The organism is Ornithinicoccus halotolerans (assembly GCF_009602535.1).
GTDB lineage: Bacteria > Actinomycetota > Actinomycetes > Actinomycetales > Dermatophilaceae > Ornithinicoccus > Ornithinicoccus halotolerans.
Map to the genome: position 1 here is coordinate 1 of NZ_WIQI01000068.1, position 15,614 is coordinate 15,614.

The following is a 15,614-nucleotide window of genomic DNA, read 5'->3' on the forward strand; positions in this document are numbered from 1 at the left end:
GGTCGGGATCGTGCGCGTCGAGGACGCGCTGCGCCTGGCCGGGGAGGCCGACCTCGACCTGGTCGAGGTGGCTCCTACCGCCCGCCAGCCGGCGGCGTCCGGGAGCCCGGCCGGGCGGTCCACGACATCGCAGCCCGTCAGCACCAGCTGCGGGTCGGTGGCGTGGACGGCGGCGAGCAGCTCGCCACGGCCGGCCCCGACGTCGACGACGGCGGTCAGCCCGTGCCGTCGCGCCAGAGTGGCGACTGCCCGGGCCAGCACCCGGCCGGTGGGGTCCAGCCCGTGGGCGGACGTCGCGAAGTGCCCCGCCGGCCCCTCCGGCGCCCGGTAGAAGCCGGTCACGCCGTAGAGCGCCTCCTGCCAGGCCTCTCGCCACGGTCGCCACACCACCGGGCCATTGTGCCTTCCAGCGCGATGTCGGATTCCTGCTAGCCAGGGCCGCTGGGGGGCCCGAGGATGGGAGCGTGCACCACGACACCGAGGCCTGTCTGAGGGCGGTCCGCAGCCGGGACGTCCGGTTCGACGGCTGGTTCGTCACGGCGGTCACCAGCACGGGCATCTACTGCCGGCCCAGCTGCCCGGCGATGACCCCTCGGGAGCGGCACCTGCGCTTCTACGCCACCGCGGCGGCAGCGCAGGCAGCAGGGTTCCGGGCGTGCAAGCGCTGCCGGCCCGACGCCACCCCCGGATCTCCGGAGTGGCACGTCCGCGGTGACCTGGTGGCCCGGGCGATGCGGTTGGTCGCCGACGGAGTCGTGGACACCGAGGGCGTCGGTGGCCTCGCTCGCCGGCTCGGGTACAGCACCCGACAGGTCGAGCGCGCGCTCCGGGAGGAGGTCGGCGCCGGGCCGCTCGGGCTGGCCCGTGCCCAGCGGGCCCAGACTGCCCGGGTGCTCATCGAGACCACCGACCTGCCGATGACCGAGGTGGCCTTCGCCGCGGGGTTCGGCAGCCTGCGCTCGTTCAACGACACCATCCGGGCCGTCTTCGCCACCGCGCCCACCGCGCTGCGTGAGTCCGGTCGGCGCGGCCGGGACCTCCTGGGTGCGGCGGGCCCCACCGTGGCCGCGTCCGGCACGGCGGGCGGGCCCCGGGCCGTGGTGCCGCTGCGGCTGCCGTACCGCCCGCCCTGGCACGCGGCGTCGCTGCTGGGTCACCTGGCCGCGACCGCGGTGCCGGGCGTGGAGCGCTGGCGCGACGGCGGCCTGGAGCGCACGCTCCGGCTGCCCCACGGGCCGGGCACGGTCCGGCTGACGCCCGCCGACGGCCATGTGAGCGCCCTGGTGCGGCTGCACGACCTGCGAGACCTGACCCCGGCTGTCGCCCGCTGCCGTCGGCTGCTCGACCTGGACGCCGACCCGGTCGCCGTCGACGAGCTGCTCGGTGCGGCGGACCCGGCCCTGGCCGACGCCGTGAGGAGCCGGCCAGGGTGCCGGATCCCCGGCGCCGTCGAGCCGGAGGAGCTCGCCGTCCGCGCGGTACTCGGCCAGCAGGTGTCGACCCGGGCGGCGGCCACCACCACCGCCCGGCTCGCCGCCGCGGTGGGACCCTCGCTGCCGTCCGGGTGGGAGGCCGGCGGTCCGGGGCGGTTGTTCCCCACCGCTGCCGAGCTGGCGGCGCTCGACCCGGACGACGCGCGCTGGCCCGGCATGCCGAGCGCCCGCCGCTGCACGCTGGTGGCGCTGAGCCGCGCCCTCGCTGACGGCACGCTGCCGCTGGCCGACCAGCTCCCGAGAGAGCGTGTCCGGACGCTGCTGGAGGCGGTCCCGGGCGTGGGACCCTGGACCCGAGAGATCGTGCTGCTGCGTGGCCTCGGTGATCCCGACGCCTTCCCCGCCAGCGACCTCGGGGTGCGCGCCGGCGCCCGCGTCCTGGGCCTGCACCCCGGGCGCCTCGAGGAACGCGCGGCACGCTGGCGTCCCTGGCGCGGCTACGCCACCGCGCTGCTGTGGTCAATGACCGGTCACGCCGTCGCCCGCCACCCCGACTCGATGAAGGAGCCAGCATGAAGGCCCACGCCGTTCTGCCCAGCCCGCTGGGAGAGCTGACCGTTGTCACCGACGGCGAGGCCGTCACCGGCCTCTACATGACAGCGCACCGGCATGCCCCGGACCACCAGAGCCACGGGCCGCGGGTGGAGCCGGACGAGGGACCCGCCGTGCTGGCCCGCACCGCCGCGGAGCTCGCGGCCTACTTCGCCGGCGAGCTCTGCGAGTTCACCGTGCCGGTCGCCACCCGCGGTACCTCGTTCCAGGAGCGGGTCTGGCGCGGTCTGCGCGACATCCCCTACGGCCGCACCTGGTCCTACGCCCAGCTCGCTGACCACATCGGGGCATCCGGCGCGGCCCGCGCCGTGGGGCTGGCCAACGGCCGCAACCCGGTCTCGGTGATCGTTCCCTGTCACCGCGTCATCGGTGCCAACGGATCGCTCACCGGCTACGGCGGAGGCATGGAGCGCAAGCGGACCCTGCTGGCCCTGGAGTCACGGGCGCCAGCTTCGGCTGCCGGTCGCGGCGCCCAGCACCTGCTCTTCTGACAGGCGCAGCGCTGCGCCTCCACTGCCGCACTGTGCGGTGTGGCGGTGGTCAGGCTCGGCTGCTGGGCGGTGGGCGGGCTCGGCCGGGGCCTGGGGCAGCGCGGTGTGGGTGCCGAAGGCTGCGGGCGGTCCGGAGGGGCGCCTGGCTGGACTGGCCCGGTTCACCGCGCGAGGGTTGCCGGTCCGGCGGCAGCGGTGCGAGCCGGCCAGCCACGGGGCGGACGCGGGCGGTGGCGATGGTGTCGCCCCGTCGCGGTTGGCTGTGACTGAGTAGGTCCCCGCGATCACCGCGGCCTGCTGGCTTCCTGCCCTCGCCGTCACCACCGCGGTCGCCGTTGCTGGTTGGGTGGGCGTGGCCGGTGGGGGGTTGGTCGGTGTGGAGGGTGGGTTGTTCGCCGGTTCCGTTGCCGTGGCAGCGGTCCAGGTGCCAGATGGGTCCGGTGGGGGTCATGGTCAGTTCGGGGTCGTGGGTGTGGACCCAGGTGTGGTGGCGCCGGCACAGCAGGGTCATGTCTGCCAGGTCGGTGTTCCCGCCGCGGGACCACCAGGTGCGGGCGTGGTGGACCTCGGTCCACTGCGCGGGCATGGTGCAGCCGGGGAAGGTGCAGGCGCGGTCGCGGACCCACAGCGCGCGGCGTTGGGCGGGGGTGGCCAGCCGGCGGCTGCGGCCGTGGTCGAGGATCTCGCTGTTGCCGCCGAGCACGAACGGGACGAGCCCGGCCTCGCAGGCCAGCCGGCGTAGCTGGCCGGCCGTCAGGCATTCCAGGTCGCCGGCGCCCAGGGCGGCGGTGCCGTAGGACGCCAGTCGCTGGTTGAGCACGTCGAAGGCAACGGTGAGCAGCAGCTGCACCGGCGCCGCGCCGGGGGTGGCCGGGTCGGGGGTGGTCATCCCGCGTCGCACCACGGCCAGGAGGGCGTCGTGGCGGCGCCGCCCGGCGGGGCGCAGGTCGCAGCCGTGCTGGTCCGGTTGCGGCTTGGTCAGCTCGCTGGAGAAGATCCCGCGCAGCAGCGCCGCGCCCTCGGGGTCGGTCTCGATGATGAACCGCCGCATCCCTGTCGAGAGGCTGGACTCGTACACCGTGCACGACTCCTGCCGCGCCTTGGCCAGCCTCTCGGCATCGACCTCGGGCGTGACCAGCGCGACCAGGTGCTCCCCGGCCTGCCGCAGCTCCCGGTCGGCACCCATCGTCGCCAGCGGCAGCAACAGCGCCGCGTACTCGGTATAGGCGGCTTCATCGACATAGGGCCGCACCCGAGCCAGGCACCGCAGCAACCGCTCGGCCCGCTCGGTGCACACCGTCCCGTCACTGACCGCCGCAGCGACCGGGGCGTTGCGCGGCTCCCGCGCGGCCTGGGCCACCCACGCCAACCGGCGCAGCTCAGCCGCCGGCAACCACGGGCACCGGGCCGCCAGCCACTCCGCCACCGTCAACCCCGACTGCAGATGGGCCCCCCGCACGATCACCTCGACCACCAGGGCGTGCACGAACCGCTCACCCGCCCGCCGCACCTCGGCCATCTGCTCCAGCAACCCCTCCAGGTCCGCCTGCGGCACCTGCCACACCGCACCAGCCGAATCCGCCACCTCCCGCGCCGCCGTCAACAGGCCGGCCACCGCCCCTGGCAGCTCCGCCGGCCCTACCGGCTGCCGTTGCCCGTCGGCGCCCGCGCCGCCCGGCGCCCGCTCCTTCGGCGGCCGCTCGCTCGCCACCTCACTCACCTCCCCGCCGGGCTCCATCACCCTGCATCGAACTCATGTCCAGCATAGGAGGGCGCACCGACACCGTGCCCAAACAGCCACAGGCTGCGGGTCGACGTGCTGCCCAGGAGTGAGGACGATGCGGGTGGAGCGGAGTCCAGCGGGCGCGGCTGGGTACGCTGGCACGGTGAGCCAGGCCGATCCCGCGTCCAGCACGACGACCGCCTCCGCCCCTCAATCCGGTGACGTCCCCGAGCAGGTACGGGTGCGGCTGGACAAGCGTGCCCGGCTGGAGGACGACGGTGGCCTGGCATACCCGGCTGCAGTGCCGGTCACCCACCAGATCGCTGAGGTCAGGGACGGATGGGGGCACCTTGCCGCCGGTGAGGAGACGCCGGACGCGGTCGGTGTCGCGGGCCGGGTGGTGTTCATCCGTAACACCGGCAAGCTGTGCTTCGCCAGCCTGCAGTCCGGCTCAGGGGAGCGGCTGCAGGTGATGCTGAGCCGCGCCGAGGTCGGCGAGGAGGCACTCGATCGCTGGAAGCAGCTGGTCGACCTCGGCGACCACGTCTTCGTGCGTGGCCGCGTGGTCAGCAGCCGCCGTGGTGAGCTGTCGGTGATGGCCGCGGAGTGGCGGATGGCGAGCAAGGCGCTGCGGCCGCTGCCGGTCCTCCACAAGGAGCTGTCCGAGGAGGAACGGGTCCGCCGTCGCTACGTCGACCTGATCGTGCGCGACGACGCCCGTGCGATGGTGCGTGACCGGGCGGCGGTGATGCGCGCCATCCGCGGGGTCCTGGAGGACGACGAGTACGTCGAGGTCGAGACCCCGATCCTGCAGACCGTCCACGGCGGCGCGGCGGCGCGCCCCTTCCACACCCACCTCAACGCCTTCGACCTGCCGATGTCGCTCCGGATTGCGCTCGAGCTCTATCTCAAGCGCGCCGTCGTGGGAGGGATCGAGCGGGTCTACGAGATCGGTCGGGTGTTCCGCAACGAGGGCGTGGACTCCACCCACAGCCCGGAATTCACGATGCTGGAGGCTTATCAGGCCTATGGGGACCAGCACACCATGGCCGACCTCACCCAGCGGGTCATTCTCGCCGCGGCCGACGCGGTCGGCGAGCGTCGGCTCAGCAGCGCCCGCGGAGAGGTGGACCTGGACGGAGATTGGCGCTGGCTGCCTTTCTACGACGCCCTTTCAGCCACGCTCGGCGCCGACGTCGACATCACGACCGAACGTGACCGGCTGGCTTCCCTCGTCGAGGAGCACGGGGTGACCGTGGACCCGTCCTGGGACTCGCAGAAGGTGGCGCTCGAGGCATTCAGCGAGATCGTCGAGCCACAACTGCTGCAGCCGACATTCGTGTGCGACTACCCCGCGGCTGCGCAGCCGCTGGCCCGTCCGCACCGCGAGAAGCCTGGGCTCATCGAGGCCTGGGACCTGATCATCGGTGGCACGGAGCGGGCCACCGCCTTCACCGAGCTGGTGGACCCGGTGGTGCAGCGTCAGCGGCTGACCGAGCAGTCACTGCGGGCCGCGGCCGGGGACGCGGAGGCGATGCAGCTGGACGAGGACTTCCTGCGCGCGCTCGAGCACGCCGCCCCACCCATGGGCGGCATGGGCCTGGGCATCGACCGGCTGCTCATGCTGCTCACGGGAACGGGGATCCGGGAGACCGTCCTCTTTCCGTTCGTGCGACCGGAGGCCTGAGATGAGCTGGTGGGACGCGCTCTGGCCGGTGGTCGCGGCGCTCATTCCCTCCGCCGGCCTGGGTTACCTCTTCTACGTGGTCATGAAACACGTGCTGGAGGCCGACCGGCGGGAGCGAGCCGCGCTCCGGGAATGGGAGCAGCAGGTCGCGCGAGAAACCGAAAAGGGCCCAAGGAAGGACCCGCAGTCTCCCGGATGAACCTGGTCGTTTCCTGACAATAACCGGGGTGAATCTGAAAACCCGCCCCCACCGGGCAACGCGCAGGAATAACCGACTTGTGCTTTTCGCGGGGATAGCCGTAAATTGCTCTGAGCCGCAGCGTTGCGGCCCCGAATCAGTAGCGATTTGCTTCCCAAGGAGAGTAGGCCCCCATGGCACAGCGCGTGCAGGTGATCCTGGTCGACGATATGACCGGTGGTGAGGCATCCGAGACGGTCGAGTTCGCACTCGACGGCGTCAGCTATGAGATCGACCTCTCGGACGAGAACGCCGCCAAGCTCCGGGACGACCTGGCGCCGTGGATCGGGATGGCGCGCCGTTCCGGTGGTCGCCGGCAGACCCGCCGTCGCGGCGCAGGGAGCAGCGGCTCCTCGTCTCCCGCCCGCAACGAAGAGCTCAGCAAGATCCGGGAGTGGGCGCGCGAGCAGGGCTACCAGGTCAGTGAGCGCGGCCGGGTGGCGCAGGAGATCAAGGACGCGTACCACGCCGCGCGCTGACGTCGTTCAGTCGAGGCGCTGCAGCGCCTCCTCCGTCGTGAGCTGATGCAGCTCCTCCTCGGCCGCAGCCGCCTGCTCGACCTCCTCCCAGTCCCTCGGGACGGCCACGGTGGGCCGGTCCCGCCCCCGCAGGGACCACGGGCAGATTGTGGTCTTGGCCGAGGAGTTCTGCGACCAGTCCAGCAGCACCTTGCCGGGGCGCAGTGACTTGGTCATCTTCCACACGACCAGGTCGGGCCGGTCCTCGGCGAGCTGCTGGGCCAGGGTGCGCGCCACCTCGCTGACCTCCTGCGAGGTGTGCGTGCCGTCCAGCTCGGCGTAGAGCTGCATGCCCTTGCTGCCGCTGGTGACCGGCGAGACCCCAAGCCCGATCGCCGACAGCCGGTCCCGGACCAGCAGCGCGACCGCCGAGCACTCACCGAGCCCGGCGCCCGGACCAGGGTCCAGGTCGATGACCAGGCGGTCCGGGTTGCCCGGCTCGCCGTCGACGACCCGCCACTGCGGCACGTGCAGCTCCAGCGAGCCCAGGTTCACCAGGTAGACCAGCGCGGCCAGGTCCGCGACCAGCGGGTAGGTGACCTCCTCCCGTCCGGACCGCGAGCCATGGCCGCGGATCGTCACCGACGACAGCCAGTCCGGGGCGCCGGCCGGCAGGTTCTTCTCGAAGAAGTGGTCGCCGGACACCCCCTCGGGCCAGCGGATCCGGGTCACCGGGCGGCCCGCGAGGTGGGGTAGCAGCGCCGGCGCCACCTGCACGTAGTAGTGGAGCACCTCGCCCTTGGTGGTGCCGGTGCCCGGGTAGACGACCTTGTCGAGGCTGCTGACGGCCACGGTGCGACCCTCGACCTGCACCTGCTGCTTGCGTCCTGGCTGCGGCCGCTGGCCCATGCTCACTCCTGCTCCAGGTCGGTGGGGGTCAGGTCGGGGCGCCACCCCTGGTAGGAGGGCTGGCGCAGCCGGCCCCCGTCGGTGACACCTCCCTTGGCGGCGATGTCGACGACGACCTCGGGTCGGATCCACCGCGCGCCGGCGGCGTCGGCGCGCGGCACCTCGTCCACGAACGGGCAGGGCCCGGCCGCCACCTCGGCCAGCCGCTCGGCGAGCTGGGCCCCTGCCCGGCCGGCCAGGCCGCTACCGACCCGTCCGCGGAAGGCCAGCCGGCCCCCGGCGACGGGGGAGCCCACCAGCACCGAACCCAGCTTCGAGCGCCCGGTCTCGGGACGCCACCCGCCGACCACCCAGCTGCGCGTCGGCCGGTGGGAGAACTTCAGCCAGTCCGGGCTGCGCTGGCCCGACCGGTAGGGCGCGGCCACCTTCTTGCTGACGATGCCCTCCAGGCCCTGGTCCCCGGTCGCGGCCAGCAGCTGGGCGCCGTCCTCGTAGACGGGCGAGGCCTGCCAGGCCGGCGCGGGGTCGAGCAGGTCCTCCAGTGCTGCCCGGCGGTGCTGCCAGGGCAGCTCCCGCAGGTCCAGCCCGTCCAGCCGCAGCAGGTCGAAGACGAGGTAGGTGACCGGGTAGGCCCGGGCGAGCTCCTCACCCCGCCGCGCCGATGAGGTGTGGATCCGGGAGACGACCTCGCTGAAGTTCTGCGGGCCGCTGCCCGCGAGGCTGACCGCCTCGCCGTCGAGCACCAGGTCCGTGGCGACCCGGGCCAGCCCCGCCAGCTCGGGGAAGGCGTGGGTCACGTCCCGCTCCGAGCGAGTGAACAGCCGCAGCCGACCGTCCTGGACCTCGGCCAGCAGCCGGATCCCGTCCCACTTGACCTCGTGCCGCCAGCCCGGGCCGGAGGGCACCTGCCCGCCGCCGTGGGTTCCCGGGGTGGCCAGCATCGGTCGCATGGGTCCATCCTGTAACAGTGCGAGCGATCTGGAAGGGTGCCGTGTCCTTCGGGCTGGTCAACGTGCCGGTCCGGCTGTACTCCGCGACCGAGAGCCACGACCTGAGCTTCCACCAGGTGCGTGCCTCCGACGGTAGCCGGGTCCGTTACAAGCGGGTGGCACAAGCCGACGGGGAAGAGGTGGCCTACAAGGACATCGCCAAGGCGTACGAGACGGCCGACGGCAAGACCGTCATCCTCACCGACGAGGACCTGGCCGCGCTGCCGAACCGCTCCTCCAAGGAGATCGCGGTCGAGAGCTTCGTCCCGGCCGACCAGATCGACCCGATCCTGTTCGACAAGGCCTACTACATCGAGCCGGACGCGGCAGGGGCCAAGGCCTACGGGCTGCTGCGGCGGGCGCTGGCGGAGACCGACCGGATGGCGGTGGTCACGGTCTCGGTGCGCACCCGGATGACGATGGCCGTGCTGCGCGTGATGGACGACGCGATCGTGATGCAGACGCTGCTGTGGCCCGACGAGGTTCGGGCCACCTCGTCGCTGGACCACCTGGACGAGGTGGCCGAGCCCAAGAAGGGCGAGGTGGAGATGGCCCGGATGCTGGTCGAGTCGATGGCCGGCGACTTCGCGCCGGAGGAGTTCGAGGACGACTACCAGAAGGCCGTCGAGGAGCTGGTCCAGACCAAGATCGAGGGTGGCGACGTCACCGAGGCGCCCGAGGCCGAGGAGGAGGACACCGGGGAGGTGGTGGACCTGCTCGCGGCGCTGCAGCGCTCGGTGGACCGGGCCAAGAAGTCCCGTGGTGAGGACGCCGACGAGGAGGAGGCGCAGGAGAAGCCCGCCCCGCGGAAGCGTTCCGGCGCCAGCACCAGCAAGGACGAGGACGAGGACGAGGGGGCGGCCGAGCAGGAGGAGAAGGCCGCGAGCGGCACCCGCGGCAAGGCCAAGTCGTCCGGTAGCGGCAAGCGCACCGGCGCCAAGAAGTCCTCCTCGGGCTCCCGCAAGGCCGGCTAGCGGCCCTGCTCCTGGCTGGCCTCCGACGGGCTGCAGCCGACGGCCCGGTCCGCCTCGATCAGGCTGCGCCGCACCGGGTCCGCCAGCTCCTCGGGCCGGTCGACGGGCTCCTCGGCCAGCAGCGAGAACACGTAGGTGACCTGCTCGTCGTCGCGGACGTGGTCGGCGGGGGCGGCGCACGGCACGATCGCGACCGCGCCCTCGGGCCAGACGTAGGACTCCCCGAGGTGGTCCGGGCCCGGCTCCGCGCCCGCCTCCTCGGCGGCGGCTCGCAGCTCCTCGGCCCGTGCCTGGTCATCGATCGCGACCGCGAGCGTCAGCGCGGTCCGGGCGCCGCCCTCCTCGTCGGGCACGGTCACCTCGCAGTGGAAGCCGTCGGTGTCGTTCTGCCGCAGCACCTCCCGCGCCTGCTCGGTGCGGTCCCCGGCGACCGACTCGACCAGGTCCCGCTCGATCACCCGGCACCACCAGCCCGACTCGGGGACCGAGCCCTCCAGCGTCTGCTCGGCCTGCTCGGGTTCGGCTGACCCGTCACCGCTCGTGCAGGCGGCCATGCTGGTCAGGACGGTCAGCGAGAGCGCCAGCGTGAGCGGGCGGGACGCTCCGGCATGGCGGCGCAGGACCACGGACATCATGCTCCTCGGCGGACGGGGACGGTCGGGCTGGCGCGATTATGACCCATCGGCCCGAGCGCGCGGCGCCGTGCTTCTGCCGAGGGCGAACACCGCAGCTACCCGGGCCCGGTTGTGGAACAGTGCCAGGAAGCCCGGCGTTGGGGTGAGTGACGCAACTAGCATCGGGAGCAGGCCGGAAGGCTCTCGTGCCGATCTGTCAGGAGAGACGATGTTCGAACGGTTCACAGACCGGGCCCGCCGGGTTGTGGTGCTCGCGCAGGAAGAGGCGCGGATGCTCAACCATAACTACATCGGGACCGAGCACATCCTGCTCGGTCTCATCCACGAGGGCGAGGGTGTGGCCGCCAAGGCCCTGGAGTCCCTGGGCATCTCGCTGGACGCTGTCCGCGAGCAGGTGCAGGAGATCATCGGCCAGGGCCAGCAGGCCCCCACCGGTCACATCCCCTTCACCCCCCGCGCCAAGAAGGTGCTGGAGCTGTCCCTGCGCGAAGGGCTGCAGCTGGGCCACAACTACATCGGCACCGAGCACATCCTGCTGGGCCTGATCCGCGAGGGTGAGGGCGTCGCAGCCCAGGTGCTGGTCAAGCTGGGTGCCGACCTCAACCGGGTTCGCCAGCAGGTCATCCAGCTGCTGTCGGGCTACCAGGGCAAGGAGGCCCAGGGCGCCGGTGTCGGCCCCGGGGCCCAGGAGGGCAACCCCTCGGGCTCCCTCGTGCTCGACCAGTTCGGCCGCAACCTCACCCAGGCGGCCCGGGAGGGCAAGCTCGACCCGGTGATCGGGCGCGAGCAGGAGATCGAGCGGGTCATGCAGGTGCTGTCCCGCCGCACCAAGAACAACCCCGTCCTCATCGGCGAGCCCGGTGTCGGCAAGACCGCCGTCGTCGAGGGCCTGGCCAGCGACATCGTGCGCGGCGAGGTGCCGGAGACGCTGAAGGACAAGCAGCTGTACACGCTGGACCTCGGGGCCCTGGTCGCCGGGTCCCGCTACCGCGGTGACTTCGAGGAGCGGCTGAAGAAGGTCCTCAAGGAGATCCGCACCCGCGGCGACATCATCCTGTTCATCGACGAGATCCACACGCTCGTCGGAGCGGGTGCCGCCGAGGGCGCGATCGACGCGGCGAGCATCCTGAAGCCGATGCTGGCCCGTGGCGAGCTGCAGACCATCGGCGCCACGACGCTGGACGAGTACCGCAAGCACATCGAGAAGGACGCGGCCCTGGAGCGGCGCTTCCAGCCGATCCAGGTCAGCGAGCCGACGCTGAGCCACGCCATCGAGATCCTCAAGGGGCTGCGGGACCGCTACGAGGCCCACCACCGCGTCTCCATCACCGACGGTGCGTTGGTGGCGGCGGCGAACATGGCCGACCGCTACATAAACGACCGCTACCTGCCGGACAAGGCGATCGACCTGATCGACGAGGCCGGCGCCCGGCTGCGGATCCGCCGGATGACCGCTCCGCCGGACCTGCGCGAGTTCGACGAGAAGATCGAGCACGCCCGCCGCGAGAAGGAGTCGGCGATCGACGCCCAGGACTTCGAGAAGGCGGCCCGGCTGCGCGACGAGGAGCACAAGCTCACCCAGGCGCGCGTCGAGCGGGAGAAGGAGTGGAAGGCCGGCGACATGGACGTCGTCGCCGAGGTCGACGAGGAGCTGGTGGCCGAGGTGCTCGCCGCGGCGACCGGCATCCCGGTCTTCAAGCTGAGCGAGGAGGAGTCCAGCAAGCTGCTCCACATGGAGGACGAGCTGCACAAGCGGATCGTCGGCATGGACGACGCCATCAAGGCGCTGTCGCAGGCCATCCGCCGCACCCGGGCCGGGCTGAAGGACCCGCGTCGTCCCGGTGGCTCGTTCATCTTCGCCGGCCCCACCGGTGTCGGTAAGACCGAGCTGGCGAAGACGCTGGCGGAGTTCCTGTTCGGCGACGAGGACGCCCTCATCACGCTGGACATGTCCGAGTACTCCGAGAAGCACACCGTGTCCCGCATGTTCGGTTCCCCGCCCGGGTACGTCGGCTACGAGGAGGGCGGCCAGCTCACCGAGAAGGTGCGGCGCAAGCCGTTCTCGGTCGTGCTGTTCGACGAGGTGGAGAAGGCCCACGCCGACATCTTCAACTCGCTGCTGCAGATCCTCGAGGACGGTCGGCTGACCGACTCCCAGGGCCGGGTGGTCGACTTCAAGAACACCGTCATCATCATGACCACCAACCTGGGCACCCGGGACATCTCCAAGGGCGTCTCGCTCGGGTTCACCCCGAACAGCGACGAGCGGGGCGACTACGACCGGATGAAGGCCAAGGTCATCGATGAGCTGAAGCAGCACTTCCGGCCCGAGTTCCTCAACCGGGTGGACGACACCATCGTCTTCCCCCAGCTGAGCCAGGACGAGATCGTCCAGATCGTCGACCTGATGACGGCGCGGCTGGACGAGCGCCTCAAGGACAAGGACATGGGCATCGAGCTCACTCCGGCGGCCAAGCGGCTGCTGGCCAAGCGCGGCTACGACCCGGTCCTGGGCGCCCGCCCGCTGCGCCGGGCGATCCAGCGGGAGATCGAGGACGTGCTGTCGGAGAAGATCCTCTACGGCGAGCTCGTCCCGGGCCAGATCGTCCTGGTCGACGCCACGGGCGAGAGCCGGGAGGCCGTGTTCACCTTCAGCGGCAACCAGAAGTCCGACGCCCCCGACACCCTCCCGGTGGAGGCCTCCCCCACCGAGTGAGGGGGGGACCCCCGCACAGAGCGGCCCGGCACCTGTCAGCAGGTGCCGGGCCGGCTCTCGTTCGGGGTGCCCTCGCCGGGTCAGCTGGTGATCTTCAGGCCCACCACGCCGGCGACCACCAGCAGCAGGCACAGCAGCCGGGCGGCGGTGACCGGCTCGCCCAGCGCGGCCATGCCGTACAGGGCGGTTCCGACCGCCCCGATGGCCACCCACACCGCGTACGCGGTGCCGACCGGGAGCGTGCGCAGGGCCAGCGCCAGGCCGGCCATGGAGGCGGCCAGGGCGACGACGAAGAGCAACGAGGGCCCCCAGCGCGTGAACCCCTGCGACCGGTCCAGGGCGACCGCCCACACCGCCTCCAGCACCCCGCTGACGACCAGCACCAGCCACGCCACGGCACGCACCTCCCAGCCTCGGTCCGGACTGTGTAGCACAACCGTGCCCCTGCCCGGGATGATCGGACGCCGGTGTCCGATGACCCGGCGCGGCCCGCGGTCGCGTGCCACCATGGGGCCATGCGCAACGGAGCGGAGGCAGCGCCGGACCTCTTCGCCACCGAACAGGTGGTCACCTGCCGAGACGACCAGGTGGGGCTGCGCGCGGTGATCGCCATCGACGACACCCGGCTGGGGCCCGGGTTCGGGGGCGTCCGCTACCGCCGCTACCCGAGTCCCTCGGCGGCCGTCGAGGAGGCCCAGCGCCTCGCCGCGGCCATGACCCTCAAGCACGCCTGTGCGGGGCTGCCCTACGGCGGCGCCAAGGCGGTCGTCCTCGACGACGGACGGGTCGCCGACCGGGACGAGCTGTTCCGCCGGTTCGGCGACTTCGTCGCCCGGACCGCCGGCGGCTACATCCCCGGCGTCGACATGGGCACCACCGAGCACGACATGCAGACGGTGCGCAGCCGGGGCGCCCGAGCGTTCTGCGCCGACTCCGACCCCTCGCCGTGGACCGCGCGCGGCGCGTTCGCGGCGATGCGGGCAGCCGTGCAGCACGCCTACGAGGTCGACTCCATGACCGGGCTGCGGGTCGCGGTGCAGGGCGCGGGCCACGTGGGGGCGGTGCTCGCCCGGCTGGTCGCCGCCGACGGCGGCCACGTCCTCGTCGCCGACGTGGACCGGGAGCGGGCGGCAGCCGTGGCCGAGGAGGTCGGTGGGGCGGTGCTGGACCCGGAGCAGGTCATCGAGGCCGACTGCGAGGTCTTCGCGCCCTGCGCGGTCGCCCGCGTGCTGACCGCCACGACCGCGCCCCGGCTGCGCGCCCGGGTCGTCGCCGGCGCCGCCAACGACACGCTGGACAGCCCCGAGGTGGCCCGGCTGCTGGTGCGGCAGGGCGTCACCTACGTGCCGGACTTCGTCGCCAACGCCGGCGGGGTGATCCAGGTGCACGCCGAGCAGAGCGGCCACGACCGGGCGCAGCTGGAGGCCGCCATCGAGCGCATCGGGGAACGGGTCGCCCACCTCCTCGCGGACGCCGCCGAGCGCGACGTGACTCCCGAGGATGCCGCGGAGTCGCTGGCCGCCGACCGGCTGGCGGCGGCAGCGGGACGCTGGCGGCCGGAGGTGGCCCGGTCGTGACCAGCGACGACGTGGAGGCCCTGGTTCGCCGCTACTACCAGGCGGTGGACGCGGGGGACGTGCCCGCCCTGCTCGATTGCTTCGCGGAGGAGGCCGTCTACCGGCGGCCCGGCTACGCCCCGCTGCGCGGGCGGGAGGCACTGGAGCGGTTCTACCGTGCGGAACGGGTCATCGCCGACGGGGAGCACGCCATCGACGCGGTGGTGGTGCAGGGGCGTGGCGCCGCCGTGCGGGGCACGTTCACCGGCACGCTCCGCGACGGGCGGCACGTCGAGATCGGCTTCGCCGACTTCTTCACCACCGACGAGCACGGCCGGGTCGCCGAGCGGCACACCTACTTCGAGCGCCCGGGGGTGTGAGCAGCCAGCAGCCGGCGGGACTGGTGACCCTCGGCCACGGGAGCCTGACCACCGAGGCGCTGGTGGCGCTGCTGCGCGGCGCCCAGGTCGCCACGGTGGTGGACATCCGCCGCTACCCAGGCAGCCGCCGGCACCCGCACCTGGCGCGCGTGGCCCTGGAGCAGCAGCTGCCGGCGGCCGGTGTCGGGTACCGCTGGGAGGAGGACCTGGGTGGCCGCCGCCGTGCTCCCGCCGATCCCGAGACGGACGGCTGGTGGCAGGTGGAGCAGTTCCGTGGCTACGCCTCCCACACCCGGTCGCCGCAGTTCGCGCGGGCCCTGGAGCGGCTGCTGGCGGAGTGCCGGGCGGAGCCGGTGGCGGTGATGTGCAGCGAGGCGGTGTGGTGGCGCTGCCACCGCCGGCTCGTCGCCGACGTGGTGGCGCTGACCAGCGACATCCCGGTGCGCCACCTGGGCCATGACGGCCGGCTGCGCGAGCACCCGGTGGCCGACGGCGCGCGCGTGGTGGCCGGGCAGGTGGTGTGGGACCGCCCTCAACCGGGCAGCCGGTAGCGGCCCGCGCCGGCCGGCTGCAGCAGCCCGTCCGCCTCCAGGGAGGTCAGGCACCGCTGCGCCTGCGCCGGGTCGGGCCAGCCGGCAACCAGCTGCTCGGCCGGCAGTGCGGCGTCCTCGGAGAGCGCGCGCAGCCGCTCCAGCACCCGGCCGCGGCACTGCCGGTCGGTGCCCTCCCAGGTCCGCCGCGGTCCTGCGCCGCATCTGACCTCCCGCACCCGCCGGCGCGTCATCCTCCGCGGTGACGGGTCAGGCGCGCTGA

General features: G+C 72.9%; 15 protein-coding genes and 2 pseudogenes. 11 read left to right on the plus strand and 6 right to left on the minus strand.

All coding sequences use genetic code 11. The features are described from left to right. The 3 genes and pseudogenes from GFJ45_RS11365 to GFJ45_RS11375 all read left to right on the plus strand — a co-directional run. Positions 1 to 91: pseudogene (locus tag GFJ45_RS11365) on the plus strand (translation initiation factor IF-3); the annotation flags it as partial. Between the two features lie 373 nt (positions 92 to 464). Beyond that, positions 465 to 2,009 carry an AlkA N-terminal domain-containing protein gene (locus GFJ45_RS11370; RefSeq protein ID WP_153397268.1) on the plus strand — a complete coding sequence of 515 codons (1,545 nt, stop codon included), beginning with the start codon at positions 465 to 467 and terminating at the stop codon, positions 2,007 to 2,009. Next, entirely contained in the window at positions 2,006 to 2,536 is a 531-nt protein-coding gene (locus tag GFJ45_RS11375; RefSeq protein ID WP_153397279.1) for a methylated-DNA--[protein]-cysteine S-methyltransferase, read from the plus strand. The genes GFJ45_RS11370 and GFJ45_RS11375 overlap by 4 nt, the downstream gene beginning before the upstream one ends. Positions 2,537 to 2,585: 49 nt before the next feature. Here GFJ45_RS11375 and GFJ45_RS11380 read toward each other — a convergent pair whose 3' ends face one another. Then, positions 2,586 to 4,247: an HNH endonuclease signature motif containing protein gene (locus GFJ45_RS11380; RefSeq protein ID WP_194288631.1), complete on the minus strand. Its 1,662-nt coding sequence runs from the start codon at positions 4,245 to 4,247 to the stop codon at positions 2,586 to 2,588. A gap of 127 nt (positions 4,248 to 4,374) precedes the next feature. On the opposite strand from GFJ45_RS11380, the gene lysS reads away from it, so the two are divergent. From lysS to GFJ45_RS11395, 3 genes are all read left to right on the plus strand, one after another. Further along, on the plus strand, positions 4,375 to 5,946 hold the full coding sequence (gene lysS, locus GFJ45_RS11385) for a lysine--tRNA ligase (protein WP_153397283.1): 1,572 nt from the start codon (positions 4,375 to 4,377) through the stop codon (positions 5,944 to 5,946). A 1-nt stretch (position 5,947) separates the two neighbouring features. Further along, the gene (locus tag GFJ45_RS11390) at positions 5,948 to 6,145 is read left to right on the plus strand and encodes a hypothetical protein (protein WP_153397285.1); all 198 of its coding nucleotides are present in this window, start codon (positions 5,948 to 5,950) and stop codon (positions 6,143 to 6,145) included. A 173-nt stretch (positions 6,146 to 6,318) separates the two neighbouring features. Next, a complete protein-coding gene (locus tag GFJ45_RS11395; protein ID WP_153397287.1) occupies positions 6,319 to 6,663 on the plus strand; it encodes a histone-like nucleoid-structuring protein Lsr2 in 345 nt (114 codons plus the stop codon). A gap of 6 nt (positions 6,664 to 6,669) precedes the next feature. On the opposite strand, the gene ligD (GFJ45_RS11400) is transcribed toward GFJ45_RS11395, so the two are convergent. Next, a complete protein-coding gene (gene ligD / locus GFJ45_RS11400) occupies positions 6,670 to 7,551 on the minus strand; it encodes a non-homologous end-joining DNA ligase (protein WP_153397289.1) in 882 nt (293 codons plus the stop codon). A 2-nt stretch (positions 7,552 to 7,553) separates the two neighbouring features. After that, positions 7,554 to 8,501, minus strand: coding sequence for a non-homologous end-joining DNA ligase (ligD, locus tag GFJ45_RS11405; protein WP_153397291.1), 948 nt, complete (start codon positions 8,499 to 8,501; stop codon positions 7,554 to 7,556). A gap of 17 nt (positions 8,502 to 8,518) precedes the next feature. Between ligD (GFJ45_RS11405) and ku the strand changes: the two genes are divergently transcribed. Further along, on the plus strand, positions 8,519 to 9,514 hold the full coding sequence (gene ku, locus GFJ45_RS11410) for a non-homologous end joining protein Ku (protein ID WP_153397293.1): 996 nt from the start codon (positions 8,519 to 8,521) through the stop codon (positions 9,512 to 9,514). On the opposite strand, the gene GFJ45_RS11415 is transcribed toward ku, so the two are convergent. Then, positions 9,511 to 10,149, minus strand: coding sequence for a hypothetical protein (locus GFJ45_RS11415; RefSeq protein WP_194288632.1), 639 nt, complete (start codon positions 10,147 to 10,149; stop codon positions 9,511 to 9,513). The two genes, ku and GFJ45_RS11415, sit on opposite strands and share 4 nt — an antisense overlap. A gap of 208 nt (positions 10,150 to 10,357) precedes the next feature. Here GFJ45_RS11415 and GFJ45_RS11420 point away from each other — a divergent pair, with 208 nt between their 5' ends. Next, positions 10,358 to 12,865 (plus strand): ATP-dependent Clp protease ATP-binding subunit, encoded by a 2,508-nt coding sequence (locus GFJ45_RS11420; protein WP_153397297.1) that lies wholly within the window; start codon positions 10,358 to 10,360, stop codon positions 12,863 to 12,865. Positions 12,866 to 12,945: 80 nt separating this feature from the next. Here the strand turns inward: GFJ45_RS11420 and GFJ45_RS11425 are convergent, their stop codons facing one another. Further along, positions 12,946 to 13,260, minus strand: coding sequence for a DMT family transporter (locus GFJ45_RS11425; RefSeq protein WP_153397305.1), 315 nt, complete (start codon positions 13,258 to 13,260; stop codon positions 12,946 to 12,948). 120 nt (positions 13,261 to 13,380) lie between these two features. On the opposite strand from GFJ45_RS11425, the gene GFJ45_RS11430 reads away from it, so the two are divergent. Genes GFJ45_RS11430 through GFJ45_RS11440 form a run of 3 tightly spaced genes read left to right on the plus strand, consistent with a single transcriptional unit; the run spans position 13,381 to position 15,352 of the window. After that, a complete protein-coding gene (locus tag GFJ45_RS11430) occupies positions 13,381 to 14,442 on the plus strand; it encodes a Glu/Leu/Phe/Val dehydrogenase dimerization domain-containing protein (RefSeq protein WP_153397299.1) in 1,062 nt (353 codons plus the stop codon). Next, entirely contained in the window at positions 14,439 to 14,801 is a 363-nt protein-coding gene (locus GFJ45_RS11435) for a nuclear transport factor 2 family protein (protein ID WP_153397301.1), read from the plus strand. The genes GFJ45_RS11430 and GFJ45_RS11435 overlap by 4 nt, the downstream gene beginning before the upstream one ends. Then, the gene (locus GFJ45_RS11440; protein ID WP_228386908.1) at positions 14,798 to 15,352 is read left to right on the plus strand and encodes a DUF488 domain-containing protein; all 555 of its coding nucleotides are present in this window, start codon (positions 14,798 to 14,800) and stop codon (positions 15,350 to 15,352) included. Before GFJ45_RS11435 ends, GFJ45_RS11440 begins: the two co-directional genes overlap by 4 nt. On the opposite strand, the pseudogene GFJ45_RS11445 reads toward GFJ45_RS11440, so the two are convergent. Then, a pseudogene (locus GFJ45_RS11445) lies at positions 15,334 to 15,614 on the minus strand (hypothetical protein); the annotation flags it as partial. The gene GFJ45_RS11440 and the pseudogene GFJ45_RS11445 sit on opposite strands and share 19 nt — an antisense overlap.